Source organism: Marinomonas communis, from assembly GCF_004363305.1.
In the GTDB taxonomy this organism is placed as follows: Bacteria; Pseudomonadota; Gammaproteobacteria; order Pseudomonadales; family Marinomonadaceae; genus Marinomonas; species Marinomonas communis.
In genome coordinates, this window is the sequence record NZ_SNZA01000006.1 from 147,151 (window position 1) to 160,628 (window position 13,478).

Annotated in this window: 15 protein-coding genes; 8 read left to right on the plus strand and 7 right to left on the minus strand. The window is 47.9% G+C overall.

Annotated elements, in window-relative coordinates; translation table 11 throughout:
* Position 1: 1 nt before the first annotated feature.
* The 7 genes from C8D85_RS15915 to C8D85_RS15945 form a co-directional block, all read right to left on the minus strand.
* Positions 2–730, minus strand: coding sequence for a glycerophosphoryl diester phosphodiesterase (locus C8D85_RS15915; RefSeq protein WP_133564605.1), 729 nt, complete (start codon positions 728–730; stop codon positions 2–4).
* Positions 721–1,803 (minus strand): sn-glycerol-3-phosphate import ATP-binding protein UgpC, encoded by a 1,083-nt coding sequence (locus C8D85_RS15920; protein WP_133564607.1) that lies wholly within the window; start codon positions 1,801–1,803, stop codon positions 721–723. The genes C8D85_RS15915 and C8D85_RS15920 overlap by 10 nt, the downstream gene beginning before the upstream one ends.
* Position 1,804: 1 nt before the next feature.
* A complete protein-coding gene (gene ugpE / locus C8D85_RS15925) occupies positions 1,805–2,653 on the minus strand; it encodes a sn-glycerol-3-phosphate ABC transporter permease UgpE (protein WP_133564609.1) in 849 nt (282 codons plus the stop codon).
* On the minus strand, positions 2,653–3,528 hold the full coding sequence (gene ugpA / locus C8D85_RS15930) for a sn-glycerol-3-phosphate ABC transporter permease UgpA (RefSeq protein ID WP_133564611.1): 876 nt from the start codon (positions 3,526–3,528) through the stop codon (positions 2,653–2,655). The genes ugpE and ugpA overlap by 1 nt, the downstream gene beginning before the upstream one ends.
* 88 nt (positions 3,529–3,616) lie before the next feature.
* A complete protein-coding gene (ugpB, locus tag C8D85_RS15935) occupies positions 3,617–4,915 on the minus strand; it encodes a sn-glycerol-3-phosphate ABC transporter substrate-binding protein UgpB (protein WP_211342217.1) in 1,299 nt (432 codons plus the stop codon).
* 232 nt (positions 4,916–5,147) lie between these two features.
* Positions 5,148–5,495, minus strand: a complete 348-nt coding sequence (locus C8D85_RS15940; RefSeq protein ID WP_133564613.1) for a hypothetical protein — start codon at positions 5,493–5,495, stop codon at positions 5,148–5,150.
* Positions 5,492–6,073: a DUF502 domain-containing protein gene (locus C8D85_RS15945; RefSeq protein ID WP_133564615.1), complete on the minus strand. Its 582-nt coding sequence runs from the start codon at positions 6,071–6,073 to the stop codon at positions 5,492–5,494. The genes C8D85_RS15940 and C8D85_RS15945 overlap by 4 nt, the downstream gene beginning before the upstream one ends.
* A 164-nt stretch (positions 6,074–6,237) precedes the next feature.
* Between C8D85_RS15945 and C8D85_RS15950 the strand changes: the two genes are divergently transcribed.
* The 8 genes from C8D85_RS15950 to C8D85_RS15985 all read left to right on the plus strand — a co-directional run bounded on the left by C8D85_RS15950 (position 6,238) and on the right by C8D85_RS15985 (position 13,389).
* Positions 6,238–7,140 (plus strand): LysR family transcriptional regulator, encoded by a 903-nt coding sequence (locus C8D85_RS15950; protein ID WP_133564617.1) that lies wholly within the window; start codon positions 6,238–6,240, stop codon positions 7,138–7,140.
* 106 nt (positions 7,141–7,246) lie between these two features.
* Positions 7,247–8,047 (plus strand): putative hydro-lyase, encoded by an 801-nt coding sequence (locus tag C8D85_RS15955; RefSeq protein ID WP_133564619.1) that lies wholly within the window; start codon positions 7,247–7,249, stop codon positions 8,045–8,047.
* A 93-nt stretch (positions 8,048–8,140) separates the two neighbouring features.
* Positions 8,141–9,103 (plus strand): TRAP transporter substrate-binding protein, encoded by a 963-nt coding sequence (locus tag C8D85_RS15960; protein WP_133564621.1) that lies wholly within the window; start codon positions 8,141–8,143, stop codon positions 9,101–9,103.
* 70 nt (positions 9,104–9,173) lie between these two features.
* Positions 9,174–9,689 (plus strand): TRAP transporter small permease, encoded by a 516-nt coding sequence (locus C8D85_RS15965; RefSeq protein ID WP_211342218.1) that lies wholly within the window; start codon positions 9,174–9,176, stop codon positions 9,687–9,689.
* 2 nt (positions 9,690–9,691) lie between these two features.
* Entirely contained in the window at positions 9,692–10,999 is a 1,308-nt protein-coding gene (locus C8D85_RS15970; protein ID WP_133564623.1) for a TRAP transporter large permease, read from the plus strand.
* 11 nt (positions 11,000–11,010) lie between these two features.
* Positions 11,011–11,754 (plus strand): 5-oxoprolinase subunit PxpA, encoded by a 744-nt coding sequence (locus C8D85_RS15975; RefSeq protein WP_133564625.1) that lies wholly within the window; start codon positions 11,011–11,013, stop codon positions 11,752–11,754.
* Complete coding sequence (gene pxpB, locus C8D85_RS15980; RefSeq protein ID WP_133564627.1) at positions 11,751–12,476, plus strand: 5-oxoprolinase subunit PxpB; 726 nt, start codon at positions 11,751–11,753, stop codon at positions 12,474–12,476. The genes C8D85_RS15975 and pxpB overlap by 4 nt, the downstream gene beginning before the upstream one ends.
* Complete coding sequence (locus tag C8D85_RS15985) at positions 12,466–13,389, plus strand: 5-oxoprolinase subunit C family protein (protein WP_133564629.1); 924 nt, start codon at positions 12,466–12,468, stop codon at positions 13,387–13,389. Before pxpB ends, C8D85_RS15985 begins: the two co-directional genes overlap by 11 nt.
* The last annotated feature ends 89 nt before the right edge of the window (positions 13,390–13,478 follow it).

Genomic DNA, 13,478 nt, shown 5'->3' on the forward strand with positions numbered 1-13,478 from the left:
ATCATGACTCCAAATGCATAAACTGGTTAGGATCATCAGTGATCACCGCATCCATGCCCCACTGCCAGTGATCTTTAACCGCATCGGTGGTGTTAGCTGTGTAGCAAAGCAATTTATAGCCTGCCTCTTTTACAGCTCGCGCTTGCGTTTCAGTTAATTGCGAATAGTCACAGTTTAAACTGTACGCCGCTATGCCAGAGAGTTTCTCCTGCCAATCCTGCGGTACATCTTCCACCAAGTAAGCCAAGTAAAGGGTGCTGTTTAAACGGTGGCAGACTTCCAAAGCTGGATAGTTGAAGCTTGAAATCATCAGCATCTCAGGGTCTTGCCAAAGCGCTGTTAACGTGGCCAAAATTGGAGGTACCACTGCTTCGACATCTGTGCCTTCGTATTTGATTTCTAAGTTAAGCCCTAAACCAAGATCCTGAATGCACGCTATCGCCTGCTCAAGTGTGGGCACCCCTTCCCCTGAAAACTCGCTACCAAACCAAGCTCCAGCATCCAAAGATAAGACCGTTTTAAGCTCTGCGTCTGCCGTCACTCCAGAACCATTGGTGCAACGGTCCAAGGTATCATCATGAAAGATCACAAGGCCGCCTTGAGCAATTGGGTAGACATCAATTTCTACCCATTTCACGCCTGTTTTCGCTGCAGCTTTAATCGATGCCAAGGTATTTTCTGGCGCTAACAATGCCGCCCCACGGTGCCCCATAACTTTGCTTAGTTGCATGATTTTTCTACCCTTTGTTGGGTCTCAGCATCGAATAAATGCCAAGCGGATCTAGGAACCCTAAGGGGCAAACGCTCTCCCAACTTAGGCGTATGATGTCCTGCCAATCGTACTACAAAGTTTGGCGTGTTGCCGTCACCTAATTGAAGGCTACCGTGGACTAAGGTTTCCGCACCTAAGGCTTCCACTGCTTTCACGTTCAGCATGACATCGGCTTCTTCTGCAGCACAGATTTCCACATGCTCAGGTCGAATTCCCCAAATAAGTTTTTGATCCGCAAGCTGTGGACAAGGCAAGCGGATATCCACACTTAATTGCAAATACTCACTTTTCACCGACGTGGGGATAAGATTCATAGACGGTGAACCGATGAACTGCGCCACAAACGTCGATGCAGGGCGATCATACAATTCCATCGGGGTGCCAATCTGCTCCGCATGACCTTTATTCAATACCACCAACCGATCGGCCAACGTCATGGCTTCAACTTGGTCATGGGTCACATATAGCGTGGTCGTTCCCAACTTGCGCTGCAACTCGCGAATCTCCACACGCATTTGCACACGTAGTTTTGCGTCTAAGTTGGACAAGGGCTCATCGAATAAAAAGACCTTAGGATCACGCACCATGGCACGCCCCATGGCAACACGCTGACGCTGTCCGCCTGACAATTGCTTCGGTTTACGGCTCAACAGCTCTTCAAGACCCAGCATTACGGCGACCGCATTCACTTTGGTGTCGATCTCGTCTTTATTCACACCTCGGTTTTTCAAACCATAGGCCATGTTGTCGTACACGGACATATGTGGATAAAGCGCATAGTTTTGAAACACCATGGCAATGTCACGCGCGGCAGGCTCTTTGTCATTCACCCGCTCGCCTTTGATCAGCAAGTCCCCTTGGGTAATGGTTTCTAGGCCTGCCACCATACGTAGCAAGGTTGACTTACCACAACCGGATGGACCCACTAAAACGATGAATTCACCTTGTTCAATATTCAGGTCAATACTGGGGATCGCGTGATATCCGTTAGCGTAGGTTTTTCCAATATTTTCTAAGACTAAATCTGACATGCTACTTCTCCGCGTCCACCAGACCTTTAACAAATAATTTCTGCATGCCTACCACCACTAATACTGGCGGTAGCATGGCTAATAATGTGGTGACCATAACTTGGTTCCATTCCACATCGCCTTGCTCCACAGAGAGCATCCGTTTAATACTCATAACCAAGGTGTAATAGGCATCATCTGTGGTCACGATCAACGGCCACAAATACTGATTCCAGCCATAGATAAACATGATCACAAACAGGGCCGCGATATTGGTGCGCGACAATGGCATCAAGATGTCAAAGAAAAAACGAATCGGTCCTGCACCATCGATGCGAGCCGCTTCCACTAATTCACCGGGCACCGTCATAAAACACTGGCGGAATAAAAACGTTGCCGTGGCACTGGCAATCAGAGGCAGTACCAAACCTGAATAACTGTTGAGCATATCGAGGTTTGCCACCACTTCATAAGTCGGCACAATGCGCACTTCAACGGGCAACATCAAGGTAATGAAAATGACCCAGAACGCTGTGCCTCGAAATGGAAAACGGAAAAACACAATCGCGTAAGCAGATAAAATGGAGATAGCAATTTTGCCAATGGTAATACCCAATGCCATCACCAGCGAATTCAGCATCATCGACCACACTGGAACATCGATGCCATTCCCTGCTTTAGCGAACAACACCGCGCCCCAGTTTTGGATCGCCTGATCACCAAACCAGAGTGGAATTTCCCCTGAACCGAAGGCTTCCGTAGGATGCGTCGACGCAACTAGCGCCACCCAGACAGGCAATGCCACCATGGCGATGCCCAAGAGTAGGGAAAGGTGGCTAATGGCCGTTAGCCAAGGACGATTTTCAATCATTAGTATTCCACCTTGCGCTCAATGTAACGAAATTGAACCACCGTCATAATGCCCACCAATCCCATTAGCACCACAGATTGCGCCGCGGAGCTGCCTAGATCCAGACCAATGAAGCCATCATTAAAGACCTTGTACACCATGGTGGCGGTGCTCACACCCGGACCACCTTGAGTGGTCGCATCGATCACACCAAAGGTGTCAAAGAAGGCATACACCAAGTTCACGACCAATAAGAAGAATGTGGTCGGTGATAGCAACGGAAACACAATGTCCCAGAAGCGTTTTGCAGGGCTGGCACCATCAATCGCAGCCGCTTCAATCAAAGAACGTGGCACCGCTTGAAGGCCCGCTAAAAAGAATAAAAAGTTGTAGCTGATCTGCTTCCAAGTGGCAGAAATCACCACCAAAATCATCGCCTGATCACCGTTTAAAAAATGATTCCACTCGACACCAACCGTTTCTAACCAGAGCGCAACGGGCCCCATACTTGGGTCAAATAGAATCCACCACAAAACACCAGCCAACGCAGGGGCGACGGCATAGGGCCAAATCAGCAACGTCTGGTAGGCCAATTTGCCTCGAATCACACGATCGGCCATCACGGCCAGCCACAAGGCTAACGCCATACCAAGAAAAGCCACCGAAAAGCTAAATATCAACGTCACACCGATCGAGGTGTAATACTGTGGGTCTTGGAAAATATCGATAAAGTTATCTAAACCGACAAATTCACGGCTTAGACCAAAGGCGTCTTCTTGATAAAACGCTTGTTCAATGGCCTGTTCGGCAGGCCATAAAAAGAAGATAAAGGTAATCACTAACTGTGGTAACAGCAGCAAATACGGCAACTTCTTTTGTGGAAAATGTACGGACATACTCGCACTCAGCTATTCAGAGCAAACATCAAAGCAAAAAAGCCTCCCTCCAAGAGAGGGAGGCACCTCAAGAGTGAGGAAGTGATGATCAGTTATTCGCTTTTTCGAACTTACGTAGTAACGCGTTACCACGTTCAACCGCTTTATCTAGGGCTGTTTGAGCGTCCGCATCACCGCTCCAAACCGACTCTAGCTCTTCGTTGATGATGTCGCGGATTTGAACAAAGTTACCTAGGCGTAGACCTTTAGAGTTTTCAGTTGGGGCCACCGAAGTCATTTGAATCACACCTGTTTCCGTACCTGGGTTCGCAGCATAGAAACCTTGACCTTTAGTTAGATCGTAGGCTGCATGAGTGATCGGTAGGTAGCCAGAGAATTGGTGCCAGTCAGCTTGCATGTCTGCACGAGACAGGAAGTTTAGGAACGTCGCTACACCTTGGTATTCTGCATCGCTCTTACCTTGAAGCACCCAAAGTGATGCGCCACCAATGATGGTATTTTGTGGGGTATCGATTTGGCTCGCCCAGTAAGGTAATTGCGACACACCAAAATCAAATTTCGCATTACGCTTCATGCCGGCATAGCCTGCAGAAGAACCCATGAACATCGCACATTCTTGGCTGTAGAATTTCGGTGCAGAATCACTACGACGGCCACCATAGCTGAAGATGCCGTTTTGCTGCCACTCACTCATTTTCGAGATGTGCGCAACCTGTACAGGACCGTTAAACGCAAACTCAGTGTCCATGCCAGCGAAACCGTTCGCCTTCGTTGCAAAAGGCACATTGTGACGTGCACTTAAGTTTTCTAATTGAATCCAAGACTGCCAAGAGGTAGTGAAACCACACTCCACACCGCTATCCAGTAGCTTTTGCGATACGGTTTCCATGTCTTCCCAAGTTTTTGGTGCCGACACGCCAGCTTTCGCAAACAGTTCCTTGTTGTAATACAGCACAGGTGTTGAGCTATTGAATGGCATAGAAAGCATGTTGCCATCTTGATCTGTATAGTAACCCGTTACAGAGCTTAGGTAGTCATCCTGATTGAATGGCTGACCTTGTTCACGCATCAATTTGTAAACTGGGTAAATCGCGCCTTCTGCGGCCATCATGCTCGCCGTACCAACTTCGAACACCTGCACAATCGCTGGCTGCTGCTTAGCACGAAACGCCGCAATCGCTGACGTCATGGTTTCAGTGTAGTTACCTTTGTAAACCGGTTTTACTTCATACAAGTCTTGGGCACTGTTAAATGCCTGCGCAATTTCTTCAACTTTCTCACCGTTAGCGCCACCCATTGCGTGCCACCACTCAATCTGTGTCGCAGACATCGCAGAGCCTGAAACCGCTAATCCTACCGCTAATGAAACCAATGCACGTGAACTCATGCTAATAACCCTCGTTGTAAGCCAAAAATGGAATAAGTATTCGTCATAACGCATCAAACGAGGGTCAATGTACGTGCGTAATGTTTCATTTTGATGATATTTAAATTTCAAATGAAACCAATATCTTTCATTTGAACAATATTTTGTCCCTTATCGAACTTATAAAACGAAAAAAGGGTTTCAAGTCTGTCTTGAAACCCTTTTTTCAACGAAGCCAATATCTCGCTATACGCTACTCTTGCGAGTTAAGTTGCGCCAATACCGCTTCGATTTCCTGTTTCTTTTTACGAGATTTGAAAAAGTTTGCGATCACCGATGCGGCAGTAATACCGATCAGAGCGGACAACATGTCATCATTGCCATAGCTGATAATGAAGCTATAAATCAGCAGCACACTACCAATCAGCAATATTAGTGGTTGATAGGAAACTTTCAGCTCGCCAGTTTGTTCATTTTGAACAATGGTGACGCCGTAAAATGATCCGATTGAGCCAACATAAATACGGCGTGGGAAGGCTTTTAATTTAGCAGGATAGCCCTGCTCTTCTAATAATGTCGTAATGTCTTCTAATTGCTTCATGATTTCGTCTTTGATTGCACACCGCCTGTGACCGCGATACGCATACCTTCTTCCATCGTTACATCTAAAGGCGTCAGTTTATCTCGTTCAACGTATACCGTCATACCGCCAATTTGATAGCTCAAAGGGAGATAAACACCCACTAAATTCGCGTCGCCAAACAGTCGCTGCCCCATTTTTTCACCAGTAACAAAACCAATGACCTGCATGCCTTGAATTTCTAACGACACCACACTCTGCTGTTCAGTCTTATTGGACAGACTGAACACTGTCATCATGTCTTGTAGCGCCCCATAGATCGATTTTACTAAGGGGATGTTCTCAAATACTGTTTGGCTTACTTTCATTAGGTAGCGAATCCCATAAAAGTTCACTACCAAGCCAATCAGTGCCAATCCCGCTAGGCAGGTTAACACTCCGAGCCCAGGAAAATAGTAATCAACTGGCCAAACTAACAACACCAGTGGGCGTACCAATGTTTCGGCCGTGGTAAACAACCAATAGATAAAATAGATCGTCAGGCCAATCGGTAAAACGGCCACCAAGCCTTTTAACATTAAGGAAATCAGTTTATTCATTTTGCTCTCCATTAGGAGTAACAGAGCATACAAAACCCGTACCAGCATAGATAGAGAGTTGGACGCAATGATTCGGCAATAACATGGGAAAGAGCGTCACACTTGTCTGGCTTAGAGGTTTAAAGCCCGTTATTCTGCTGTGTCAGGTAAAAGGGAGAAGTTCATTGAATTACAAACGCTTAGAGACTTTTGTTTGGGTCGCCTCACTTGGCAGTTTTCGTAAGGCAGCAGAACGCATGCACACCACGCAACCCGCGATTTCTGCACGCATCTCAGCCCTGGAATCCGAACTGGGGGTGAAACTCTTTGAACGGGAAGTTGGCTCAGCCCCCATCGCCCTAACCGCTAAAGGCAAAGACTTACTGCCTTACGTTGAGAAGATTTTGTACCAATCGGAACAGCTACGTAAACGAGCAGAAAGTACAACCGCATACTCGGGTGTGATTCGTATTGGCGTTTCGGAAACCATTGCTCACACATGGCTATCGACGTTTTTATCTCGTTTGCACAATGAAATGCCCAAACTAGACGTAGAACTCACGGTCGAAGTCACCACTGTACTCTCAGCAGGGATCAAAGACCGCTCCATCGATTTGGGGCTTTTAATGGGGCCTATTAATGATCCGAGCATTGTCAATTTAGACTTATGTACCTTCTCACTTTCTTGGGTAGCCAGCCCAATGCTTAACTTACCTGACCGTTTGCTGTATCTCGAAGAACTGGCTCCTTGGCCGATCATCTCCTATGCCCGAAACAGTAAACCTTACGCTGAAATCTCTCAGAAATTCAGGGAGTTAGAAGGGCCTCCAGCGCACTTTTTTGCGTCTACCTCGCTCGCTGCCTGTCGCAGTTTGGCGCTGGATGCGGTAGGCGTTGCTACCATGCCAGACGTAATGATTGAAGACGCTCTGCAAGCAGGAACACTCAAACGCATTCGCGCCATTTGGACGCCATCAGAGCTAAAATTCACCGCATCCTATTCGGACGAGCCATTTAACCCCATCGCAGAAGTCGCCGCGAAAATCGCCGTGGAAACCGCTAATGAATACGCCCAAATGAACACTTGATAAAAAAAATTGATCAAAAATACCAAAAAAACACGATTAGACTTTTTATAGGGTGTGCTTCTACTCTTGATTCAACCCAACTGTGATAAAAATTAGGAAAACAGTCATGCCTCAGTCATCGTTAACCTTGTTGCAACAGACCTCAGAACTCCGCCAAGCGATACGTCGTAAAGAGCACACTGGCCCGACGAGTGGCCTAGCAACGGGAGCAATGCAAGGTAACGTGGTGATTTTACCTGCTGAGTACGCAAATGAGTTTTTACTGTTCTGTCAGAACAACCCTATCTCTTGCCCTTTAATCGGTGTTTCAGAAGTTGGCGATTACCGCATGCCTATGTTGGGCGAAGACATCGATATGCGTCACGATATTCCTGAGTACTATGTCTATCGCAACGGTGAAAAAGTAGAAAGCCGTGCGGACATTGAAGCGCTTTGGCAAGACGATATGGTCGCATTTGTCTTAGGCTGCTCCTTTTCTTTCGAACACGCCTTATCTCAAGCTGGTTTAACGCCTCGTAACATTGAGGAAGGCGTTAACGTTTCCATGTTTGAGACCAATATCGCAACGACGCCTGCTGGACGCTTCTACGGTAATACCGTAGTAACCATGCGCCCCTATGTACCAAAAGACGCGATTCGGGCGATTCAAATTACCACACGCTTTCCTAAAGCCCATGGCGCACCACTTCATTTTGGCGACCCAGAAGTCATCGGTATCAATGATCTAACCCAGCCAGAATTCGGTGATGCGGTCAGCATTCGAGAAGGTGAAGTGCCGGTATTTTGGGCCTGTGGCGTGACACCACAATTGGCGATTCGCAATGCCAAACCTCCGATCTGTATCACCCACGCACCAGGTAAGATGCTGGTCACTGATATTCTCGATACTGACTTAGCGGTCTTTTAGTGTCTGCTTTACCGTGCAGATGCCCTAACTCTGCATGGCGATTTTTATAATCAAAAATAAATCTAACCCTTCACTTTGAAAGGACAAGGAACAATGAAAAAAATCACAACAGCGTTAGTGTTCGGCAGCTTACTCTCTACCTCTGCAATGGCAGATAAATGGCACATGCCAACACCTTATGGTGACGGCAACTTGCCGACTCAAATTGCTTACGGTTTTGCTGAAGAAATCAAAGAGAAAACCGGTGGAGAGCTGGACATTACCGTTCACTCAGCGGGTTCTTTGGTAAAACACACAGAGATCCCACGTGCGGTGAAAACTGGCCAAGTACAAATTGGTGAAGTATTCCTAGGTATTTTGGGTAACGAGCACCCAGTCTTTAAACATGACAATATCCCTTTCCTAGCGACGTCTTTCGAGGACGCGAAGTCGCTGTGGGAAGCCGCTAAACCAGCCGTTGAAAAACAACTGGATAAAAGTGGTATGAAGCTACTGTACGCGGTGGCATGGCCAGCACAAAGCCTTTACACCAAAATGCCAGTGTCACAACTAAGCGATCTTGAAGGCTCTAAAATGCGTGCTTACAGCCCATCGACCTCCCGTCTTGCTGATCTAATGGGCACTACACCGACAACCATCCAAGTACCGGATATCCCACAAGCATTCAGCACGGGTATCATCCAAGCCATGATCACCTCTCCTTCAACCGGTGTCGACAGCCAAGCATGGGACTATGTGAACTACTACACCGATGTCAAAGCGTGGATTCCAAAGAACATTATCGTGGTTAACAAACGTGCATTCCGCCGTTTAGATAAAGACACTCAAACGGCTATCTTAGACGCAGCAAAACATGCTGAAGCACTGGGTTGGGAAAAAGTCGCAGAGCGCGCTGCTAACGACAAGCAGAAGTTAATCGACAACGGTATGAATGTGTCCGATCCGTCCGAGGCGCTAATCAAAGAGCTTCAAGCGATTGGTAATACCATGGTGTCCGAGTGGAAAGCCGAAGATCCACAAGAAGTGGGCGCTATCCTAGATCGTTACCAGCCATAAGCGTTTCTCGCGCAACCTGAGTCTCCCTCTCTCTGTATCAGAGGGAGACACTGTTCAAGAAGAGAGCACCATGAAACATTTCAAAGATACCTGCTATCGTATGTCAGGATGGCTTTCTGGCCTATGCATCGTCGCCATTACTCTGCTACTGCTTGCCCAAATTGTTGGGCGATTGTTCGGCTTTATCGTCCCTTCTGCTGAAGATTTTGCGGGCTTTGCCTTAGCCGCAGCGACTTTTTTCGGCTTGGCGTATACCTTTCACGAAGGCGGACACATTCGAGTCACATTGTTGATTCAACGCCTCAACCAAGGCCCGCGTAAAGTACAAGAAGCCTTCGTACTGACATTAGGTCTGATCCTAAGCGCCTTTGTCGCCTACGCTTGCTGCTACATGGTGTATGAATCTTACATTTATGAAGAAGTGTCATACGGCTACACCCCTGTTCCCTTATGGATTCCTCAACTGAGTGTCGCCCTAGGCTCCATTGCCTTAGCACTTGCTGTGCTGGACGCTTGGCTCAGTGCGATTCGTGGTCAATCCCCACACTATATTCGTCATGAAGACGAACTGTCTCTGGAGGAATAACCATGGACTTAACACTTATTTCAATTATTCTCGCGGTCGGTATGCTTGCCATGCTGGCGCTAGGGGTTTGGGTCTCTTTTACCCTAATTTTTATCGGTGGTTTGGGGCTGATTCTTTCCGAAAACTATCAAATCGGGTTGTTATTCTCGACATCTTCATGGGGTGCCAGCACCGCTTGGTCTCTCACAGCATTGCCGTTGTTTATCTGGATGGGTGAGGTGTTATTCCGTACCCGTTTGTCCGAAGACTTATTCAAAGGGTTATCTCCTTGGTTAGGAGGCGTTCCTGGCAAACTGTTCCACGTCAATATTTTAAGCTGTGGCATCTTTGCTGCGGTATCTGGCTCTTCCGCAGCCACCGCGGCGACCATTGGTCGTATGACCTTGCCAGAGCTTAAAAAGCAAGGTTACAGCGAGCGTATGGCAATCGGCACATTGGCAGGCTCAGGTACATTAGGTCTCTTAATTCCACCGTCTATTATCTTGATCGTTTATGGCGTCGCGGCGGAAGTATCGATTGCACGCTTATTCATTGCGGGAGCACTTCCTGGATTACTGTTAGTCGCACTCTTTATGGGTTACACCATGATTTGGGGCCTGATGCACAAAGATGAATTACCGCAACAATCGCGTGCACAAGTCAGTTGGAGCGTAAAATTCAAAGCGCTAAAGCAGTTGCTACCTGTCGTGGGGCTGATTGGCTTTGTCCTAGGTTCGATCTATGGCGGTATTACCACACCGACAGAAGCTGCTGCCATTGGCGTAACTGGCGCATTGATCATCGCCGCGGTGACTGGCTCTCTTAACGTCAGTAGCTTTATGGAAAGCCTAATGGGCGCGGTAAAAAGCTCTTGTATGATCACCTTTATATTAATTGGTGCTCACTTCCTAACCCTTGCGATGGGGTTCTTAGGCATCCCGAAAGAATTAGCGGTTTGGATTGGCAGCATGAGCCTGTCACCTATGGAGCTGATTCTATATCTAACCGTGCTGTTTGTGATTTTGGGCTGTTTCCTTGATGGGATTTCTGTCGTGGTACTGACGGTTGCAGTGGTTCTTCCGATGGTGGATGCCGCGGGTATTGATCTTCTTTGGTTCGGTATTTTCATCGTGCTGGTTGTGGAAATGTCGCAGATTACACCACCAGTAGGCTTCAACTTATTCGTGATCCAATCCCTTACCGGGCGCGATATTTTATACGTCGCACGTGCAGCACTGCCGTTCTTCTTATTGATCGGTGCCGCTATCGTCTTAGTGACGCTGTTCCCTGAAATCGTCACTTACTTACCCACCACAATGTCGCAACGCTAACGGAGGCTATTATGAAATTAAACTGTGATATGGGCGAAGCCTTTGGTACATGGAAAATGGGCATGGATGAAGAAATCATGCAATACGTTGATCAAGCGAACATTGCCTGCGGCTTCCATGCTTCAGATCCACTGACCATGAGCAAAACCGTCGCGCTTGCGAAACAACATAATGTCACCATTGGCGCGCACCCAGCGTATCCTGATTTGGTGGGGTTTGGTCGCCGTAACATGGACATTGCGCCAACAGAGCTAAAAGCCCTTATTCAATATCAAGTGGGTGCATTACAAGGTATTTGTAAAGCTCATGGGACTCAGGTCACCTACGTGAAGCCACATGGCGCACTTTACAATACGATGATGGCGGATTTCTCGGTACTGGAAACCGTAATGCAAGCAGTCAGCGAATTGGATCCGACGCTGGTTCTGATGGTGATGGCCATTCCAGAATCCGATCAAGTTAGAGCCTTAGCGGAAAAATACCAGTTAACACTTTGGTTCGAGGCTTTCTCCGATCGCCTGTATACGGATGAAGGCCGCCTCACGCCACGTAAACAAAGCGGTGCGGTGCATCAGACCTTTGACTTGATTGAGCAACAAGTGCTGCAGCTTAGCGAGCAAGGCGCGTTAACCACTGAATCCGGTCAGTTATTAGCGATTCAGGCCGACACCATTTGTGTCCATGGTGATGGCGCTCATGCCGTAGAAGCCGTCCAGCGTATCCGCCAAGTGGTTGATGGTGCCAGTGCCTTATGAAGGATAACCAAGCATCTGCTGCCACAGCCACTCCTATTGAAATCAGCCTAGTGAGCGATCAAGCGTGCTTACTACAGTTTTCAAACGTCATCAGTGATGCGGTGGCAGATCAGATCAGTCTCGTGACCACTGCGCTTCGCGAGCTTGAGGGGATTATTGACCTGATCCCTTCATACACCACTTTATTGGTGGTATTTGATACCAGCTGCTTTGACCGTTTTGCTATTCAGAAAGCCCTTCAGGGAGTTTTAGCCTCTATTGATTGGTCCAGTGCAGGGAATCGTGTCAGCCAGGAAGTCGTCATTCCTGTGTATTACGGCCCAGAGGTCGGGCCAGACTTGGAAGATGTCGCAAAGCATTGTCAGCTAGACACAGATGAAGTGATTCGACTCCATAGCACTACGACGTATCGAGCTTACGCTATTGGCTTCACTCCCGGTTTTGCCTTTCTTGGTAATACGCCAGAAGCCTTGCACGTGCCACGTAAAACAACACCTCGTTTAAAAGTTCCCATTGGAAGTGTGGCCATCGCCGAGCGTCAAACAGCGGTTTATCCAAGTGTAACCCCTGGAGGGTGGCAAATCCTCGGGCGCACCCCTATTGCCCTGGTGAACTGGGCAAGTGATAGCTTAGCGCTGATCAATGCAGGAGACAGCGTTCGCTTTGAACCTATGACTAAAGAAGAGTTTTTAGCACAAGGGGGGAATCTAGATGGCTTTTAAGGTATTAAAGCCCGGCATGCTGACATTGCTGCAAGATCTCGGGCGACATGGCTACCAGCATTTAGGGGTTACCTCGGGCGGCCCCATGGATGAAGTCGCTTTTCGATGGGGCAATGCTCTGCTGGATAACCCAGATAATGCACCACAACTAGAAATTACGTTTGGTATGCTCTCATTAGAAGCTACACAGCCAACTAGCATTGCGATTGCGGGGGCTGACTTAGGAGCAACGATTAACGGCGAAGCAGTTATGCCGTGGCAAACCTATGAGGTCAAAGCAGGAGATGTGCTTAACTTCCAACAACCTAAATTCGGCTTGAGGGCCTATCTGGCTGTCAAGGGCGGCTTCCTGGCTACACCAGTGCTTGGCAGTGTCGCTACCGTCACGCGTGAATCCTTGGGAGGCTTTGATGGCAAGGGAAGCAAGGTTCAAAAAGGCGACTTACTGCCCTTTCACGCGACCTCAAACCACACGCCAAGACACTTGCCTAGATTAGCCATTCCAAACTATGAGCAAGCCGAGATCGATGTCGTTACAGGGTATCAGTACGCCCGTTTTTCTGGTCTAGATCGTGCCCGCTTCTTTAACAGCGACTACACTCTTAGCCAAAACTGTGATCGCATGGGTTATCGGTTGGAAGGCCAAGCCGTTGGCCAAGATCAGCCGGGCATCATTTCTGAAGGCATCGCCTATGGTGCGATTCAGATCCCCAGTGATGGCAATCCCATCGTTTTACTCAGAGACCGTCAGACCATCGGCGGTTACCCTAAAATTGGCTGTGTCACGAGTATTTCTGGGGGCTTTCTGTCACAGAAAAAGCCTGGGGATAAAATCGGCTTCCGCTTTATGACGATTGACCAAGCAGAACGAGAACGTCATTTAACCCTCGCCCGCATCCATCAATGGCGCTAAATAGCGCCATTATTCCTACCTAGATACCAAAATCAAAATACCGCTAGAGTTTTGAAAAAATGCTTCTAAACTGAAGCAAAGAGCTTGCG

Bases quoted from the DNA above. Each gene is read 5' to 3' on its own strand.
- C8D85_RS15975 (WP_133564625.1), top strand. From the start codon at position 11,011: ATGAAATTAAACTGTGATATGGGCGAAGCCTTTGGTACATGGAAAATG.
- C8D85_RS15970 (WP_133564623.1), top strand. From the start codon at position 9,692: ATGGACTTAACACTTATTTCAATTATTCTCGCGGTCGGTATGCTTGCC.
- C8D85_RS15955 (WP_133564619.1), top strand. From the start codon at position 7,247: ATGCCTCAGTCATCGTTAACCTTGTTGCAACAGACCTCAGAACTCCGC.
- ugpE (WP_133564609.1), bottom strand. From the start codon at position 2,653: ATGATTGAAAATCGTCCTTGGCTAACGGCCATTAGCCACCTTTCCCTA.
- C8D85_RS15985 (WP_133564629.1), top strand. From the start codon at position 12,466: ATGGCTTTTAAGGTATTAAAGCCCGGCATGCTGACATTGCTGCAAGAT.
- C8D85_RS15940 (WP_133564613.1), bottom strand. From the start codon at position 5,495: ATGAAGCAATTAGAAGACATTACGACATTATTAGAAGAGCAGGGCTAT.
- C8D85_RS15915 (WP_133564605.1), bottom strand. From the start codon at position 730: ATGCAACTAAGCAAAGTTATGGGGCACCGTGGGGCGGCATTGTTAGCG.
- C8D85_RS15965 (WP_211342218.1), top strand. From the start codon at position 9,174: ATGAAACATTTCAAAGATACCTGCTATCGTATGTCAGGATGGCTTTCT.
- C8D85_RS15960 (WP_133564621.1), top strand. From the start codon at position 8,141: ATGAAAAAAATCACAACAGCGTTAGTGTTCGGCAGCTTACTCTCTACC.
- ugpB (WP_211342217.1), bottom strand. From the start codon at position 4,915: ATGAGTTCACGTGCATTGGTTTCATTAGCGGTAGGATTAGCGGTTTCA.
- C8D85_RS15945 (WP_133564615.1), bottom strand. From the start codon at position 6,073: ATGAATAAACTGATTTCCTTAATGTTAAAAGGCTTGGTGGCCGTTTTA.
- pxpB (WP_133564627.1), top strand. From the start codon at position 11,751: ATGAAGGATAACCAAGCATCTGCTGCCACAGCCACTCCTATTGAAATC.
- C8D85_RS15920 (WP_133564607.1), bottom strand. From the start codon at position 1,803: ATGTCAGATTTAGTCTTAGAAAATATTGGAAAAACCTACGCTAACGGA.
- ugpA (WP_133564611.1), bottom strand. From the start codon at position 3,528: ATGTCCGTACATTTTCCACAAAAGAAGTTGCCGTATTTGCTGCTGTTA.